This window comes from Citrobacter sp. Ca225, assembly GCF_030337175.1.
Taxonomy (GTDB): Bacteria; Pseudomonadota; Gammaproteobacteria; order Enterobacterales; family Enterobacteriaceae; genus Citrobacter_A; species Citrobacter_A amalonaticus.
On sequence record NZ_JAOWCD010000078.1, the window covers coordinates 357,719 to 373,179 of the forward strand.

The window sequence follows — 15,461 nt, forward strand, 5'->3', positions numbered from 1 at the left end:
TTTTTTGCCTCTGATTAGTTACAACATACTGATGGTTTTATTGTCACGTCGCTCTGTCAGTTCGTTGCGAAAAGAGGTCAACCAGAGGGGCATACCCCTTAATACCCACTCGTAAAGAATTTAACATTTACGGAAAATACGATTGAAAAAATAAGCTTTAGAAACAAATGGATATAGTTAAATGCCCAATCCTCCAAAAGGGGTATTTCAAAAATTACCCTCCGTTTTCATCCCTGTATGCCTTGATCGTTATCAATTCTCACGACCTTTCAGAGCGTTACCTTCGCTCTCAATCAAGCAATGTCGATTTATCAGAGAGCCGTCAGGCTCCACAGGAGAGAACCGATGAGTAAATTCCTGGACCGGTTTCGCTACTTCAAGCAGAAGGGTGAAACCTTTGCCAATGGGCACGGCCAGCTTCTCGAAACCAACCGGGACTGGGAGGATGGATATCGCCAGCGTTGGCAGCACGATAAAGTTGTGCGCTCAACCCACGGGGTTAACTGCACCGGCTCATGTAGCTGGAAAATCTACGTTAAAAACGGTCTGGTGACCTGGGAAACCCAGCAAACCGACTACCCACGTACCCGTCCGGACATGCCAAACCACGAGCCTCGTGGCTGTCCGCGTGGTGCGAGTTACTCCTGGTATCTCTACAGTGCTAACCGACTGAAATACCCGCTGATGCGCAAACGTCTGATGAAGATGTGGCGTGAGGCGAAGACACTGCACAGCGATCCGGTTGACGCCTGGGCGTCCATCATCGAAGACGCCGATAAAGCAAAAAGCTTTAAACAAGCGCGTGGTCGCGGTGGTTTCGTCCGTTCCTCCTGGCAGGAAGTGAATGAGCTGATTGCCGCTTCTAACGTCTATACCGTGAAAACGTACGGCCCGGACCGCGTAGCGGGCTTCTCGCCGATCCCGGCGATGTCGATGGTTTCTTATGCGTCCGGCGCGCGTTATCTCTCCCTGATTGGCGGCACCTGCCTGAGCTTCTACGACTGGTACTGTGACCTGCCACCGGCATCTCCGCAGACCTGGGGTGAGCAGACCGACGTGCCGGAATCCGCTGACTGGTACAACTCCAGCTACATCATCGCCTGGGGATCTAACGTTCCGCAGACCCGTACGCCGGATGCTCACTTCTTTACCGAAGTCCGTTATAAAGGCACCAAAACCGTTGCGGTAACGCCGGACTACGCTGAAATCGCCAAGCTGTGCGACCTCTGGCTGGCGCCGAAGCAGGGCACCGATGCGGCGATGGCGTTGGCAATGGGTCACGTCATGCTGCGTGAATTCCATCTCGACAATCCGAGCCAGTACTTTACCGACTACGTACGTCGCTACACCGACATGCCGATGCTGGTGATGCTGGAAGCGCGTGACGGTTACTATGCCGCGGGCCGTATGCTGCGCGCTGCTGACCTTGTGGATGCGCTGGGCCAGGAAAATAATCCGCAATGGAAAACCGTTGCCATTAACAACAATGGTGACATGGTTGCGCCGAACGGCTCGATCGGTTTCCGCTGGGGTGAAAAAGGCAAATGGAACCTCGAGCAGCGCGATGGTACGACCGGTGCCGAGACAGAACTGCAATTGAGTCTGCTGGGTAGCCAGGACGAGATCGCCGAGGTGGGCTTCCCGTACTTTGGTGGTGAAGGCACCGAGCACTTCAATAAAGTCGAACTGGAAAACGTGTTGCTGCACAAACTGCCGGCTAAACGTCTGCAACTGGCAGACGGCACAACGGCGCTGGTTACCACCGTCTATGACCTGACGATGGCTAACTACGGTCTGGAACGCGGTCTGAACGATGCCAACTGCGCCACCAGTTATGACGACATCAAAGCGTATACCCCGGCGTGGGCAGAACAGATTACCGGCGTACCACGTGCACAGATCACCCGCATCGCGCGTGAGTTTGCCGACAACGCCGATAAGACGCATGGCCGTTCGATGATCATCGTCGGTGCCGGTCTGAACCACTGGTATCACCTCGATATGAACTATCGTGGTCTGATCAACATGCTGGTGTTCTGTGGCTGTATCGGCCAGAGCGGCGGCGGCTGGGCGCACTATGTCGGCCAGGAAAAACTGCGTCCGCAGACCGGCTGGCAGCCGCTGGCGTTTGCCCTCGACTGGCAGCGTCCGGCACGTCACATGAACAGTACGTCGTACTTCTACAACCACTCCAGCCAGTGGCGCTATGAGACCGTTACCGCGCAGGAACTGCTGTCACCACTGGCGGATAAATCGCGCTACAGCGGTCATCTGATTGATTTCAACGTGCGTGCTGAGCGCATGGGCTGGCTGCCGTCCGCACCGCAGCTTGGTACCAACCCGTTGACTATCGCCGAAGACGCGAAGAAAGCCGGGATGACGCCGGTGGATTACACCGTCAAATCACTGAAAGAAGGTTCGATCCGTTTCGCGGCCGAGCAGCCGGAGAACGGGAAAAACCATCCGCGCAACCTGTTCATCTGGCGCTCCAACCTGCTGGGCTCGTCCGGTAAGGGGCATGAATACATGCTGAAATACCTGCTGGGAACTGAACACGGGATCCAGGGGAAAGATCTGGGTCAGCAGGGAGGCGTGAAGCCGGAAGAAGTGGAATGGCAGGACAACGGTCTCGACGGCAAGCTGGACCTGGTCGTGACGCTGGACTTCCGTCTGTCGAGTACCTGTTTGTACTCCGACATCGTGCTGCCAACGGCGACCTGGTATGAAAAAGACGACATGAATACCTCGGATATGCATCCGTTTATTCATCCGCTGTCTGCGGCCGTTGACCCGGCCTGGGAATCGAAAAGCGACTGGGAAATCTACAAGGCTATCGCGAAGAAATTCTCAGAAGTCTGCGTGGGGCATCTCGGGAAAGAGACAGATGTCGTCACGCTGCCGATTCAACACGATTCTGCCGCCGAACTGGCGCAGCCGCTGGACGTGAAGGACTGGAAAAAAGGCGAATGCGATCTGATTCCGGGCGTCACCGCGCCGCACATTATGACCGTTGAACGCGATTACCCGGCGACTTATGAACGGTTCACCTCGATCGGCCCGCTGATGGAGAAAATCGGTAACGGCGGTAAAGGGATCGCCTGGAATACTCAGAGCGAAATGGACCTGCTGCGTAAGCTTAACTACACCAAGGCAGACGGCCCGGCAAAAGGCCAACCAATGCTCAACACCGCCATTGACGCGGCAGAGATGATCCTGACCCTGGCGCCAGAAACGAATGGCCACGTGGCGGTAAAAGCCTGGGCCGCGCTCAGCGAGTTTACCGGACGCGACCATACGCATCTGGCGACCAATAAAGAAGAGGAAAAAATCCGCTTCCGCGATATCCAGGCGCAGCCGCGTAAGATCATCTCCAGCCCGACGTGGTCCGGTCTGGAAGACGAACACGTCTCTTACAACGCCGGTTACACCAACGTACATGAGCTGATTCCGTGGCGTACGCTGACCGGTCGTCAGTCGCTGTATCAGGATCACCAGTGGATGCGTGATTTCGGCGAAAGCCTGCTGGTTTACCGTCCGCCTATCAACACCCGTTCGGTGAAATCAGTGATGGGCGAGAAATCCAACGGTAACCCGGAAAAAGCGCTCAACTTCCTGACGCCACACCAGAAATGGGGCATCCACTCTACCTACAGCGACAACCTGCTGATGCTGACCTTGTCACGCGGCGGCCCGATTGTGTGGATGAGTGAAACCGACGCCAAAGATTTGGGCATTGAAGATAACGACTGGATCGAAGTGTTCAACAGTAACGGTGCCCTGACGGCGCGTGCGGTGGTAAGCCAGCGTGTTCCGGCCGGGATGACCATGATGTATCACGCCCAGGAACGTATCGTGAACCTGCCAGGGTCTGAAATTACCCAGCAGCGCGGCGGGATCCACAACTCAGTGACCCGTATTACGCCAAAACCCACTCACATGATTGGTGGCTATGCGCAACTGGCCTACGGCTTTAACTACTACGGTACCGTCGGTTCAAACCGTGATGAATTTGTTGTGGTACGTAAGATGAAGAACATTAACTGGTTGGATGGCGAAGGCAATGACCAGGTACAGGAGAGCGTAAAATGAAAATTCGTTCACAAGTCGGCATGGTGCTGAATCTCGATAAGTGCATCGGCTGCCACACCTGTTCTGTGACCTGTAAAAATGTCTGGACCAGCCGCGAAGGGATGGAATACGCCTGGTTCAACAACGTGGAAAGCAAGCCTGGCGTTGGTTTCCCGAATGACTGGGAAAACCAGGAGAAATGGAAGGGCGGCTGGATCCGTAAAATCAACGGCAAACTGCAGCCGCGTATGGGGAACCGTGCGATGCTGCTCGGTAAAATTTTCGCCAACCCGCATCTGCCGGGAATTGACGACTATTACGAGCCGTTTGACTACGACTACCAGAACCTGCACAACGCGCCGGAAAGTAAGCACCAGCCGATTGCCCGTCCACGCTCGCTGATTACCGGCAAGCGGATGGACAAAATCACCAGCGGTCCGAACTGGGAAGAAATTCTGGGTGGCGAATTTGAAAAACGCGCCAAAGACCAGAACTTCGAAAACATGCAGAAGGCGATGTACGGTCAGTTTGAAAACACCTTCATGATGTATCTGCCGCGCCTGTGCGAGCACTGCCTCAACCCGGCGTGCGTGGCGACCTGCCCGAGCGGCGCCATCTACAAGCGTGAAGAAGACGGCATCGTGCTGATCGACCAGGATAAGTGCCGCGGCTGGCGGATGTGCATCACCGGCTGTCCGTACAAAAAGATCTACTTCAACTGGAAGAGTGGGAAGTCCGAGAAGTGCATCTTCTGTTATCCGCGTATTGAAGCTGGCCAGCCAACCGTCTGTTCCGAAACCTGCGTGGGCCGTATTCGTTATCTCGGCGTACTGCTGTATGACGCAGATGCGATTGAAAGCGCGGCGAGCACCGAACACGAAAAAGATCTGTATCAGCGCCAACTGGATGTCTTCCTCGATCCGAACGACCCGGTGGTCATCGAACAGGCGCTGAAAGACGGTATTCCATTGAGCGTGATTGATGCCGCACAGCAGTCGCCGGTTTATAAAATGGCGATGGACTGGAAGCTGGCACTGCCGCTGCATCCGGAATATCGCACGCTGCCGATGGTATGGTATGTGCCGCCGCTGTCCCCGATTCAGTCGGCGGCGGATGCGGGTGAGCTTGGCAGCAACGGCATTCTGCCGGACGTCGACAGCCTGCGTATTCCGGTTCAGTACCTTGCTAACTTGCTCACCGCAGGCGATACCCAACCGGTGTTGCTGGCGCTGAAACGGATGCTGGCGATGCGTCACTATAAACGTGCGGAAACCGTTGACGGTAAAGTGGATACCCGCGCGCTGGAAGAGGTGGGCTTAAGCGAAGCACAGGCGCAGGAGATGTACCGCTATCTGGCGATTGCCAACTACGAAGATCGTTTTGTCGTACCGAGTAGCCATCGTGAACTGGCGCGTGATGCGTTCCCGGAGAAAAGCGGTTGTGGCTTTACCTTCGGCGACGGTTGCCACGGTTCTGACACCAAATTCAACCTGTTCAACAGCCGCCGCATTGACGCCATCGATGTGACCAGCAAAACGGAGCCGCACCAATGATTGAACTCGTCATTGTTTCGCGTCTGCTCGAGTACCCGGATGCTGCCCTGTGGCAGCATCAGCAGGAACTGTACGATGCACTCGCGTCATCTGAAAATCTTGATAAAGAGGATGCGCATACGCTCAGCGTTTTCCTGCGCGATTTAACCGCGCAGGAGATGCTGGATGTGCAGGCCAACTACAGCGAACTGTTTGACCGCGGTCGGGCAACCTCGCTATTGCTGTTCGAACATGTCCACGGTGAGTCACGCGACCGCGGTCAGGCGATGGTTGATCTGATGGCGCAGTACGAGCAGCACGGTTTACAGCTCGACAGTCGTGAATTGCCGGATCATCTGCCGCTGTATCTGGAATACCTGGCACAGTTGCCGAAGCGCGAGGCGCTGGGCGGGTTGCAGGACATCGCCCCGATTCTGGCGCTACTGAGTGCGCGTCTGCAACAACGTGAAAGCCGCTATGCGGTGCTGTTCGACCTGCTGCTGAAGCTGGCGAATGCGACGATCGACAGAGACAAAGTTGCCGAAAAAATTGCCGATGAAGTTCGCGACGATACGCCGCAAGCGCTCGATGCGGTCTGGGAAGAAGAGCAGGTGAAATTCTTTGCCGATCAGGGCTGCGGCGAGTCTGAAATCTCCGCTCACCAGCGTCGTTTTGCCGGAGCCGTTGCGCCGCAATATCTGAATATCACCACCGGAGGACAGCAATAATGCACTTCCTGAATATGTTCTTCTTTGACATCTATCCGTATATCGCCGGGTCTGTGTTTCTGATTGGTAGCTGGCTGCGTTATGACTACGGTCAGTATACCTGGCGCGCCGCGTCCAGCCAGATGCTGGATCGCAAGGGGATGAACATGGCCTCAAACCTGTTCCACTTCGGGATTCTGGGGATCTTCGCCGGTCACTTCCTCGGTATGCTGACGCCGCACTGGATGTATGAAGCGTGGCTGCCTATTGAAGTGAAACAGAAGATGGCAATGATTGGCGGCGGCGCGGCGGGCCTGATGTGTCTCGTGGGCGGCGTGTTGTTGCTCAAACGTCGTCTGTTTAGCCCACGCGTGCGGGCGACCACCACCGGCGCTGACATCCTGATCCTCTCGCTGCTGGTGATCCAGTGTGCGCTGGGACTGTCGACCATTCCGTTCTCCGCCCAGCATATGGACGGCAGCGAAATGATGAAACTGGTGGGATGGGCGCAGTCTGTGGTGACGTTCCACGGGGGGGCATCGGCGCATCTGGAGGGGGTGGCGTTTATCTTCCGTCTGCACCTGGTACTGGGGATGACGCTGTTCCTGCTGTTCCCGTTCTCCCGTCTGGTACACATCTGGAGCGCGCCCGTGGAGTATCTGACGCGCAAATACCAGATTGTTCGCGCCCGTCACTGATGGGTGGCTTTATCAGAAACCTCGCATTCGCGGGGTTTTTTTTCGCCCCAGCCGAGGTTATTTCCTGCCGCCGCAAACAGAATTAACGCGCCGCCTGTCAGTTGTGTGGCGTTAAGTGAATGACCAAACACCACGTTATCGACGACGATCGCCACCACCGGATAAATAAACGACAGCGAACCGGTAACAGGCGTGGGCAATTTCTGAATGGCGCTGTACAGCAACTGGTACATGATGCCGGTATGAACAATCCCCAGCGTCAGTAAGATACCCCACGGGTATGCGTGGATGAGCGCCGGGAACTGGGCCAGCGGCAAGAGCATGACCACTCCCGTCAGCACCTGAATAAAGGCAATATGCTGTGGCGCGATGCTTCTCAGTCTGCGGGTAATGATTGCCGTCAGGGCGTAAAAGAACGCTGCACCAAGTGCGAGGGCCACACCGGTTAACCAGGCTGTAGGATGGCCTCCGGTCAGTTCACCCGATAATAAAATGACCACGCCACCAAAGGCGAGGAACAGCCAGCCCCATTTTACTGCACTGACTCGCTCGCCCATCAGCATTCCCATCATCACCAGCATAAAGGGCTGGGTGTTGTACACCACGGTCGACAGACCGATTGAGATGCGCTCGTAGGCGGCAAACAGCAGCAACCAGTTTACGACCAGCGCGATGCCGCCCAGGATTGCCAGCCCCAACGTGACGCTGGTCAGCGGGCTAAACGGTTGTTTGCTGAGACGGATAAAGAGAAATAGCGCGATAGCCCCAATCAGGCAGCGCCAGAACACCACGTCAGTAACCGGCAGGCCGGAAAGTAACACAAACGCGCCGATTGAACCGGAAATCACCATTGCCAGGCTCATTTGCCAGACGCCTTGCTGAAGATCACGCATCACACACCTCCTGATTGAAGGCTCTATTTTCGAAAATGGCTGTTCGCTTTTACAGCGTTGATATAAGGTGAAATGCGTGAATAACTTTTTATTATCAGGAAAAATTGATGAATGACCTTATTGATGAAATCGATCGACGGATAGTAGCGTGTCTGGTAGAAGATGCGCGGATGTCATTAAAGGTATTGAGTGGTCGGGTAGGATTGACTTCACCGAGTACCGCTGAGCGTGTGAAACGCCTGGAAGAGCGCGGCGTCATTCAGGGATATGGCGCGCAGGTAAACCTGACTGCGCTGGGATATACCTTGCAGGCGCTGGTACGGGTTCGGCCTTTACCGGGCCTGCTTCATAAAGTGGATAAATATATTCAGGCGATGCCCGAATGTATTGAAAGCGACAAAGTGACCGGCGAGGATTGTTTCGTTATCCGGCTGGTGGTGCGCACCATCGATCAACTCGATACCTTGCTTGATGGACTTTCCGAGCATGCGCAGTGTAATACATCGATCGTGAAAAGCTCGCCGGTGAAGCGCAGATTGCCACCGATGTAGCGTTTTGCTGGGTGCCGTTCGAATCGAAATTTCCCCGCATGGGCAGAATACAGGGCAACGTCGATTGATTTGGCAAAGGGATAACAGGGAAGTGATGGTGGTGGGGGAAGGATTACTCGGCGCGTTGCGCCTCGCCCTTCGGGTCGTTGCCTGCGGCAACGCTTTCTCGCTACGCTCGAATCGAACCTTAATCGAAGCTTCTCATCCTTCCCCGCATGGGCAGAATATAGGGAAACATCAATTGATTTGGCAAAGGGATAACAGGGAAGTGATGGTGGTGGGGGAAGGATTCGAACCTTCGAAGTCGATGACGGCAGATTTACAGTCTGCTCCCTTTGGCCGCTCGGGAACCCCACCAGGGGTAAATATATTGTCAGAACTTACAGCGTGAATGGTGGTGGGGGAAGGATTCGAACCTTCGAAGTCGATGACGGCAGATTTACAGTCTGCTCCCTTTGGCCGCTCGGGAACCCCACCACGGGGTAATGCGTTTTACTGGCCTGCTTCCATTTCGGGAAGCGGGGCGCATCATATCAAATGATGCGCCCCTGTAAAGCATTCCGGCGAGAAAAATAAACTGGTTGCCTGATTTTTACCCGTAAAGGCGTAAAAGCTAACCAATTCATTTCTCAGTCGATTAAAGAATAATCGTCCGGTTGCCGTACACAAACACGCGCTGGGCAAGTACCTGATACAACGCGCGGCTCAGAACGTTCTTTTCGACGTCGCGCCCGGCGCGCATCATGTCTTCGGCCGTGTAGGTGTGATCCACATGGATGACGTCCTGCATGATGATCGGACCTTCGTCCAGATTGTCATTCACGTAGTGTGCCGTCGCGCCGATGATCTTCACCCCGCGCTCATAAGCCTGGTGGTAAGGGCGTGCGCCGATGAACGCCGGCAGGAACGAGTGGTGAATATTAATAATCTGGTTCGGGAAGCGCGCCACAAACTCCGGTGTCAGCACGCGCATATATTTCGCCAGCACCACGTAATCCGGTTGGTGCGCGTCAATCGCGTCCGCCATCTTCTGATCGTGCTCTTCACGGGTTAATCCTTCGTGACTGACCAGCTCGAAAGGAATTTCAAAACGCTCGACCAGCGAACGCAGCGTTTCGTGATTACCAATCACGGCGGCGATATCCACATCCAGACCGCCATAGTTGGCTTTCATTAACAGATCGCCCAGACAATGCGCTTCTTTGGTGACCAGAATCACCACGCGACGGCGCCCGGCAGGATTCAACTCGCGAATGGAGCCTTCCGGTAAGGCGCTATCCAGATCGGCCAGCAGCGTGGCGTCGTTAAAAATGCCTTCCAGTTCGGTGCGCATGAAAAAACGACCGGTGCGGTGGTCTACAAACTCATTGTTCTGCACGATATTCAGTTCATGTTTGTAGCAAATATTCGTAATACGCGCGATAAGCCCCTTCTGGTCAGGGCAGATGGTACGAAGCACTTTTCGTTGTAAAGAATGCATTGCAGCGGTAATCCTGTTGATGATGTTTGCTGAGTGAATACTGTCGGGCAATTGACTAGCCGCAGCATTTTTTAAATTTTTTACCTGAGCCACAAGGGCAGGGGTCGTTGCGTCCAAATTGCGGGCGTGTACCATCGATATAGTACCACTGACCGTTTTCTTTTAAAAAACGAGAACGTTCAATGATCGCCCCTGGTTTTTCGTGTTCGCGAAAACGGGCGACAAAACTGACGTAACCGGTGTTGTCCGCCTCAGACACGGTGTGTTCGAAAACGGTCAGCCCCAGCCATTCAGTTGTGGCAAATCCGGCACCGATCTCATCCCGGAAACGGGCCGCGTGACAGACCGAATGCCAGGTCCTGATCAAATAATCTGCGTCTTTCATCACAAAAGCGCAGTAGCGCGAACGCATGAGGTGCAATGGATCGGGTGCGACTTGCTCGCCAGACAGATATCGGTGGCAACATAGGCTATACTCGACTGCGCTACCACAGGGACAAAGCTGAGACACAAAAAACTCCCTGATAAAAAAACGGCGTATAAAAAAGCCTGGGTAGCACTATGTTAACTGAGCGTTGGAGATGTTGCTACGCCCGTAAGCCAGGGGAAGTTTGTTGGTCAAATGAGAAAAATGAAAATAGGTCTGGCGCTGGGCTCAGGTGCTGCGCGAGGCTGGTCCCATATTGGTGTCATCAAAGCCCTCAAACACATGGGCATTGATGTTGATATCGTCGCTGGGTGCTCCATCGGTTCGCTGGTTGGTGCCGCCTACGCCTGTAACAAATTGCCCGCGCTTGAAGAGTGGGTCTGTTCATTCAGCTATTGGGATGTCCTGCGTCTGATGGATCTCTCCTGGCGTCGGGGCGGACTGTTGCGCGGCGAGCGCGTCTTTAATCAATATCGCAACGTCATGCCCGTGGCTGAAATTGAACAGTGCAGCCGTCGGTTTGCGACGGTGGCGACCAATCTCAGCACGGGGCGTGAATTATGGTTTACGGAGGGCGATCTCCATCTTGCCGTTCGCGCCTCCTGTAGTATTCCCGGCCTGATGTCGCCCGTCGCTCACAATGGCTACTGGCTGGTGGACGGCGGCGTCGTTAATCCGGTTCCCATCTCACTGACCCGCGCGCTGGGCGCGGATATTGTGATTGCCGTCGATCTGCAACATGACGCGCATTTGATGCAGCAGGATCTGTTGTCATTGAACGTCAGCGATGACAGCCCGGAGGGAGATAATGACGGACTTTCCTGGCATGCGCGCCTGAAAGAACGGCTGGGCAATATTACCGCCCGCCGTGTGGTGACAGCGCCAACCGCGATGGAAATCATGACCACCTCGATTCAGGTGCTGGAAAATCGTCTCAAGCGTAATCGCATGGCGGGCGACCCGCCGGATATCTTAATTCAACCGTTCTGTCCACAAATCTCCACCCTGGATTTTCATCGCGCCAGCTCTGCCATAGAAGCAGGGCGATTAGCGGTAGAGAAAAAGATGGACGAGCTTTTACCTCTGGTGCGTGCCGGCGTTTGACGCACCATTTTTAACTACACTTAAGCATATTCTGACAGGCGTGTGTGGCAATAGCATGCCACTATTGAGTAAAGCCAGTCAGGGGAGAGAACATGACGCAGCCATTGGTCGGAAAACAGATTCTAATCGTTGAGGACGAGCCGGTTTTCCGCTCGCTTCTGGATTCGTGGTTTTCCTCTTTGGGAGCGACAACAGCACTGGCGGCCGATGGCATAGAAGCACTGGACCGTTTAGCTGATTTCACACCCGATCTCATGATTTGCGATCTTGCAATGCCAAGAATGAACGGCCTCAGTCTGGTGGAGCATTTGCGTAATCGCGGTGACCAGACGCCGATTCTGGTGATCTCGGCGACAGAAAATATGGCGGATATTGCCAAAGCTTTACGTCTTGGCGTAGATGACGTCCTGCTGAAGCCGGTGAAAGACCTGACCCGACTGCGGGAAACGGTGTTTGCCTGCCTGTATCCGAATATGTTTAATTCCCGGGTTGAAGAAGAAGAGCGCCTGTTTCGCGACTGGGATGCGATGGTGGATAATCCTGCCGCCGCGGCAAAATTACTTCAGGAACTTCAACCTCCGGTGCAGCAGATTATTTCGCATTGCCGGGTCAATTACCGACAACTGGTTTCGGCGGATAAGCCTGGACTGGTGCTGGATATCGCGCCACTTTCGGATAACGATCTCGCATTTTATTGTCTGGACGTTACCCGGGCTGGCGACAACGGTGTGCTGGCGGCGTTACTCCTGCGGGCGTTATTTAATGGTCTGTTACAGGATCAACTTGCACATCAGAATCAGCGTCTGCCGGAACTGGGGGCATTATTGAAACAGGTCAACCATCTGCTTCGCCAGGCCAATTTACCCGGACAGTTTCCGCTATTAGTTGGCTATTATCACAGTGAGCTTAAAAATCTGATTCTGGTTTCTGCCGGACTCAATGCGACATTAAATACCGGATTGCATAATGTGCAGATCAGTAACGGCGTTCCACTGGGAACGTTGGGTAATACTTACCTTAACCAAATTAGCCAACGCTGCGACGCCTGGCAGTGTCAAATTTGGGGGGCAGGAGGTCGGCTACGTCTTATGTTGTCTGCGGAATGAACAATCGAGAGGGCGGATGCAAATTGCCGTATCTGCCTTTCTCTGCGGGTGTTACTATCTGCGCCAGTCTTATACGTATTTATCTTAATTATACGAACACGCATCCTTTTCGGACCTGAGGCTTGTATCAGTCCTGATATACTCGATGCGATACAGATTGATGAACACGTTCAATACATGAACAGTCCAGGAGAATTTAAATGGCTGCCATTAACACGAAAGTCAAAAAAGCCGTTATCCCGGTAGCGGGATTAGGAACCAGGATGTTACCGGCGACGAAAGCGATCCCGAAAGAGATGTTGCCGCTGGTTGATAAGCCATTAATTCAGTATGTCGTAAACGAGTGTATTGCTGCGGGCATCACTGAAATTGTACTGGTGACGCACTCCTCGAAAAATTCGATCGAAAACCACTTCGATACCAGTTTCGAACTGGAAGCGATGCTGGAAAAACGCGTTAAGCGCCAGCTACTCGAAGAAGTTCAGTCTATTTGTCCGCCACACGTCACGATAATGCAGGTTCGTCAGGGGCTGGCAAAAGGCCTGGGCCATGCGGTATTGTGCGCCCATCCCGTGGTTGGTAATGAACCTGTCGCGGTTATTTTGCCTGACGTTATTCTTGATGAGTTTGAGTCCGATTTATCCCAGGATAATCTGGCTGAAATGATCCGTCGATTTGATGAAACCGGAAATAGCCAGATTATGGTTGAACCGGTCGCGGATGTGACCGCATACGGTGTGGTTGACTGTAAAGGCGTACCGCTGACACCAGGTGAAAGCGTGCCAATGGTGGGCGTTGTGGAGAAACCGAAAGCCGATGTCGCCCCGTCAAACCTGGCGATTGTTGGCCGCTACGTGTTGAGCGCGGACATCTGGCCTTTGCTGGCTAAAACCCCTCCAGGCGCAGGTGACGAAATTCAGTTGACCGACGCGATTGACATGCTGATCGAAAAAGAGACTGTTGAAGCCTACCATATGAAAGGAAAGAGCCACGACTGCGGCAATAAATTAGGTTATATGCAGGCGTTTGTGGAATATGGCATTCGACATAATTCGCTTGGTAGCGAATTTAAGGCCTGGCTCGAAGAAGAGATGGGTATTAAAAAGTAACCAGACGTTATAATTAACGAACTGAGACGGCGCTGACATCCAGCGCCGTTTTTTTATACCAACGCTTGATGAGAAATCGTCAGATTGCAGGCATAAAAAATCCCGCAGAGCGCGGGATTTTAAGCAAGGAGATTACAGATTATTCCTTAATCAGGAAATCGTCCAGTTGTTTACCTTGCTCTTCCATTGCTTTCTTGATCACTGCCGGAGTACGACCCTGACCAGTCCAGGTTTTAGTTTCACCGTTTTCGTCAACGTAGCTATATTTAGCCGGACGCGCTGCACGTTTAGCTTTGGTACCGGATTTAACCGCCGCCATGCTATTCAGCAGTTCATTCGGATCAATACCGTCAGCAATCAGCATTTCACGATATTGTTGCAGTTTACGAGTGCGCTCTTCAACTTCAGCGGCTGCCGCGCTTTCTTCTTCACGACGTTCGTTAACAACAACTTCTAATTTTTCCAGCATTTCTTCCAGCGTCTCAAGGGTACATTCTCTTGCCTGCGCACGAAGAGTACGGATGTTGTTCAGAATTTTAAGTGCTTCGCTCATTGTAGTAATCTCAAACTTATATTGGGGGTGGTTTGTTGAGCTAATAATAGAGCGTTAAATTCAGATGTGCAATAGCCAGGAATGTAAGGAATTCAAAATTGCCCTTTATTTTTTGCCTGCAATAAATATCCGAACTTAAATTTTTCTTGAAGGAACGCACAAAAAAAGGCTTATTGGCTGAGCGGTTACTCCTTTTTTCAGGCGAGAACATCCGGATTCAGGTCACATTTTCACATGATGAAATAGACATTCATTGTAGTGATTTCAACCTTTTGTATTAGTTTTGTTGATGAGCACAGTCTATTACTTCGCAACAGTTATGTAGAACAGTAACAATAAGTTCAGGGTTTCCATTAGGTCAGCGTTGATAAGCAGCGTTGATGAATATCAAACGCACATTACGACAAGAATGGGAGCCGCCGCGCATTGTTTGTTCAATTGTTAATTCGTATTTTCCGTACATTCGGCCCTACAGATTTTTCTCGCGCCGGGAGGGGGAGGCGGAAGATATAGCCAACGAGAACAGAACCTGGCACCGATAACGATTGAAATTATGCTACACTGCGCCCCGTCTTTATTTCACTTTGGTGAGGGTCTGTGGCCGATGGCACAGCTATATTTCTACTATTCAGCAATGAATGCAGGTAAGTCGACAGCCTTACTGCAATCTTCATACAATTACCAGGAACGCGGGATGCGTACTGTCGTATATACCGCGGAAATAGACGATCGTTATGGTGCGGGGAAAGTGAGTTCGCGTATCGGGTTGTCTTCTCCCGCCAAATTGTTTAACCAGAATTCATCGTTGTATGAAGAGATTGCAGCCGATAATGCGCGTCAACCTATTCATTGCGTGCTGGTGGATGAATGTCAGTTTTTAACCCGGCAGCAGGTTTATGAATTATCGGAAGTTGTTGATCAACTGGATATTCCGGTGTTGTGCTACGGATTACGCACTGATTTTCGCGGTGAACTGTTTGTGGGTAGCCAATACCTGTTGGCGTGGTCAGATAAGCTGGTGGAATTAAAAACGATCTGCTTCTGCGGGCGTAAAGCAAGTATGGTGTTGCGTCTTGATCAGGCAGGCAGACCCTACAATGAAGGCGAGCAGGTAGTTATTGGCGGCAACGAGCGGTATGTCTCGGTCTGTCGTAAGCATTATAAGGAAGCGCTGGAGGAGGGCTCTCTGACGGCGATACAGGAACGCCATAGCCACGACTAATTTTACCTACT

General features: G+C 52.9%; 13 protein-coding genes, 2 tRNA genes and 1 other RNA gene. 9 read left to right on the forward strand and 7 right to left on the reverse strand.

Going from position 1 to position 15,461, the window contains the following annotated elements:
* Nucleotides 1–345 precede the first annotated feature (345 nt).
* The 4 genes from OGW13_RS14420 to narI are packed head-to-tail and all read left to right on the forward strand — an operon-like array spanning nt 346 to nt 7,005.
* Nucleotides 346–4,089 carry a nitrate reductase subunit alpha gene (locus tag OGW13_RS14420; protein ID WP_109740776.1) on the forward strand — a complete coding sequence of 1,248 codons (3,744 nt, stop codon included), beginning with the start codon at nt 346–348 and terminating at the stop codon, nt 4,087–4,089.
* Nucleotides 4,086–5,621 carry a nitrate reductase subunit beta gene (narH, locus tag OGW13_RS14425; RefSeq protein WP_044257698.1) on the forward strand — a complete coding sequence of 512 codons (1,536 nt, stop codon included), beginning with the start codon at nt 4,086–4,088 and terminating at the stop codon, nt 5,619–5,621. The genes OGW13_RS14420 and narH overlap by 4 nt, the downstream gene beginning before the upstream one ends.
* On the forward strand, nt 5,618–6,328 hold the full coding sequence (gene narJ, locus OGW13_RS14430; protein ID WP_142765175.1) for a nitrate reductase molybdenum cofactor assembly chaperone: 711 nt from the start codon (nt 5,618–5,620) through the stop codon (nt 6,326–6,328). The genes narH and narJ overlap by 4 nt, the downstream gene beginning before the upstream one ends.
* On the forward strand, nt 6,328–7,005 hold the full coding sequence (narI, locus tag OGW13_RS14435; protein WP_044257700.1) for a respiratory nitrate reductase subunit gamma: 678 nt from the start codon (nt 6,328–6,330) through the stop codon (nt 7,003–7,005). Before narJ ends, narI begins: the two co-directional genes overlap by 1 nt.
* On the opposite strand, the gene OGW13_RS14440 is transcribed toward narI, so the two are convergent.
* Complete coding sequence (locus OGW13_RS14440) at nt 6,999–7,898, reverse strand: DMT family transporter (protein WP_104446507.1); 900 nt, start codon at nt 7,896–7,898, stop codon at nt 6,999–7,001. The genes narI and OGW13_RS14440 overlap by 7 nt on opposite strands.
* Nucleotides 7,899–8,005: 107 nt before the next feature.
* Between OGW13_RS14440 and OGW13_RS14445 the strand changes: the two genes are divergently transcribed.
* Nucleotides 8,006–8,449 carry an Lrp/AsnC family transcriptional regulator gene (locus OGW13_RS14445; RefSeq protein WP_044257703.1) on the forward strand — a complete coding sequence of 148 codons (444 nt, stop codon included), beginning with the start codon at nt 8,006–8,008 and terminating at the stop codon, nt 8,447–8,449.
* 95 nt (nt 8,450–8,544) lie between these two features.
* On the opposite strand, the gene OGW13_RS14450 is transcribed toward OGW13_RS14445, so the two are convergent.
* From OGW13_RS14450 to OGW13_RS14470, 5 genes are all read right to left on the reverse strand, one after another.
* A non-coding RNA gene (locus OGW13_RS14450) (RtT sRNA) lies at nt 8,545–8,675 on the reverse strand.
* A gap of 46 nt (nt 8,676–8,721) precedes the next feature.
* A tRNA-Tyr gene (locus OGW13_RS14455) sits at nt 8,722–8,806 on the reverse strand.
* A gap of 35 nt (nt 8,807–8,841) precedes the next feature.
* Nucleotides 8,842–8,926: transfer RNA gene (locus tag OGW13_RS14460), tRNA-Tyr, on the reverse strand.
* A gap of 160 nt (nt 8,927–9,086) precedes the next feature.
* The gene (purU, locus tag OGW13_RS14465) at nt 9,087–9,929 is read right to left on the reverse strand and encodes a formyltetrahydrofolate deformylase (RefSeq protein WP_043000499.1); all 843 of its coding nucleotides are present in this window, start codon (nt 9,927–9,929) and stop codon (nt 9,087–9,089) included.
* Between the two features lie 55 nt (nt 9,930–9,984).
* Nucleotides 9,985–10,440: a YchJ family protein gene (locus OGW13_RS14470; RefSeq protein ID WP_043000500.1), complete on the reverse strand. Its 456-nt coding sequence runs from the start codon at nt 10,438–10,440 to the stop codon at nt 9,985–9,987.
* 111 nt (nt 10,441–10,551) lie between these two features.
* Here OGW13_RS14470 and rssA point away from each other — a divergent pair, with 111 nt between their 5' ends.
* From rssA to galU, 3 genes are all read left to right on the forward strand, one after another.
* A complete protein-coding gene (rssA, locus tag OGW13_RS14475; protein ID WP_043000501.1) occupies nt 10,552–11,460 on the forward strand; it encodes a patatin-like phospholipase RssA in 909 nt (302 codons plus the stop codon).
* A gap of 92 nt (nt 11,461–11,552) precedes the next feature.
* The gene (gene rssB, locus OGW13_RS14480) at nt 11,553–12,566 is read left to right on the forward strand and encodes a two-component system response regulator RssB (protein ID WP_043000502.1); all 1,014 of its coding nucleotides are present in this window, start codon (nt 11,553–11,555) and stop codon (nt 12,564–12,566) included.
* A 200-nt stretch (nt 12,567–12,766) separates the two neighbouring features.
* Entirely contained in the window at nt 12,767–13,675 is a 909-nt protein-coding gene (galU, locus tag OGW13_RS14485; protein ID WP_125339778.1) for a UTP--glucose-1-phosphate uridylyltransferase GalU, read from the forward strand.
* Nucleotides 13,676–13,814: 139 nt separating this feature from the next.
* On the opposite strand, the gene hns is transcribed toward galU, so the two are convergent.
* Nucleotides 13,815–14,228 (reverse strand): histone-like nucleoid-structuring protein H-NS, encoded by a 414-nt coding sequence (gene hns / locus OGW13_RS14490; protein WP_042318627.1) that lies wholly within the window; start codon nt 14,226–14,228, stop codon nt 13,815–13,817.
* Between the two features lie 604 nt (nt 14,229–14,832).
* Here hns and tdk point away from each other — a divergent pair.
* Nucleotides 14,833–15,450, forward strand: coding sequence for a thymidine kinase (tdk, locus tag OGW13_RS14495; protein ID WP_044257707.1), 618 nt, complete (start codon nt 14,833–14,835; stop codon nt 15,448–15,450).
* Nucleotides 15,451–15,461 lie beyond the last annotated feature (11 nt).

What these genes read in the sequence shown, in the direction of transcription:
- hns (WP_042318627.1), bottom strand. Translation starts at nt 14,228, where the DNA reads ATGAGCGAAGCACTTAAAATTCTGAACAACATCCGTACTCTTCGTGCG.
- galU (WP_125339778.1), top strand. Translation starts at nt 12,767, where the DNA reads ATGGCTGCCATTAACACGAAAGTCAAAAAAGCCGTTATCCCGGTAGCG.
- OGW13_RS14440 (WP_104446507.1), bottom strand. Translation starts at nt 7,898, where the DNA reads ATGCGTGATCTTCAGCAAGGCGTCTGGCAAATGAGCCTGGCAATGGTG.
- rssA (WP_043000501.1), top strand. Translation starts at nt 10,552, where the DNA reads ATGAGAAAAATGAAAATAGGTCTGGCGCTGGGCTCAGGTGCTGCGCGA.
- narJ (WP_142765175.1), top strand. Translation starts at nt 5,618, where the DNA reads ATGATTGAACTCGTCATTGTTTCGCGTCTGCTCGAGTACCCGGATGCT.
- OGW13_RS14445 (WP_044257703.1), top strand. Translation starts at nt 8,006, where the DNA reads ATGAATGACCTTATTGATGAAATCGATCGACGGATAGTAGCGTGTCTG.
- OGW13_RS14420 (WP_109740776.1), top strand. Translation starts at nt 346, where the DNA reads ATGAGTAAATTCCTGGACCGGTTTCGCTACTTCAAGCAGAAGGGTGAA.
- narI (WP_044257700.1), top strand. Translation starts at nt 6,328, where the DNA reads ATGCACTTCCTGAATATGTTCTTCTTTGACATCTATCCGTATATCGCC.
- narH (WP_044257698.1), top strand. Translation starts at nt 4,086, where the DNA reads ATGAAAATTCGTTCACAAGTCGGCATGGTGCTGAATCTCGATAAGTGC.
- tdk (WP_044257707.1), top strand. Translation starts at nt 14,833, where the DNA reads ATGGCACAGCTATATTTCTACTATTCAGCAATGAATGCAGGTAAGTCG.
- purU (WP_043000499.1), bottom strand. Translation starts at nt 9,929, where the DNA reads ATGCATTCTTTACAACGAAAAGTGCTTCGTACCATCTGCCCTGACCAG.
- rssB (WP_043000502.1), top strand. Translation starts at nt 11,553, where the DNA reads ATGACGCAGCCATTGGTCGGAAAACAGATTCTAATCGTTGAGGACGAG.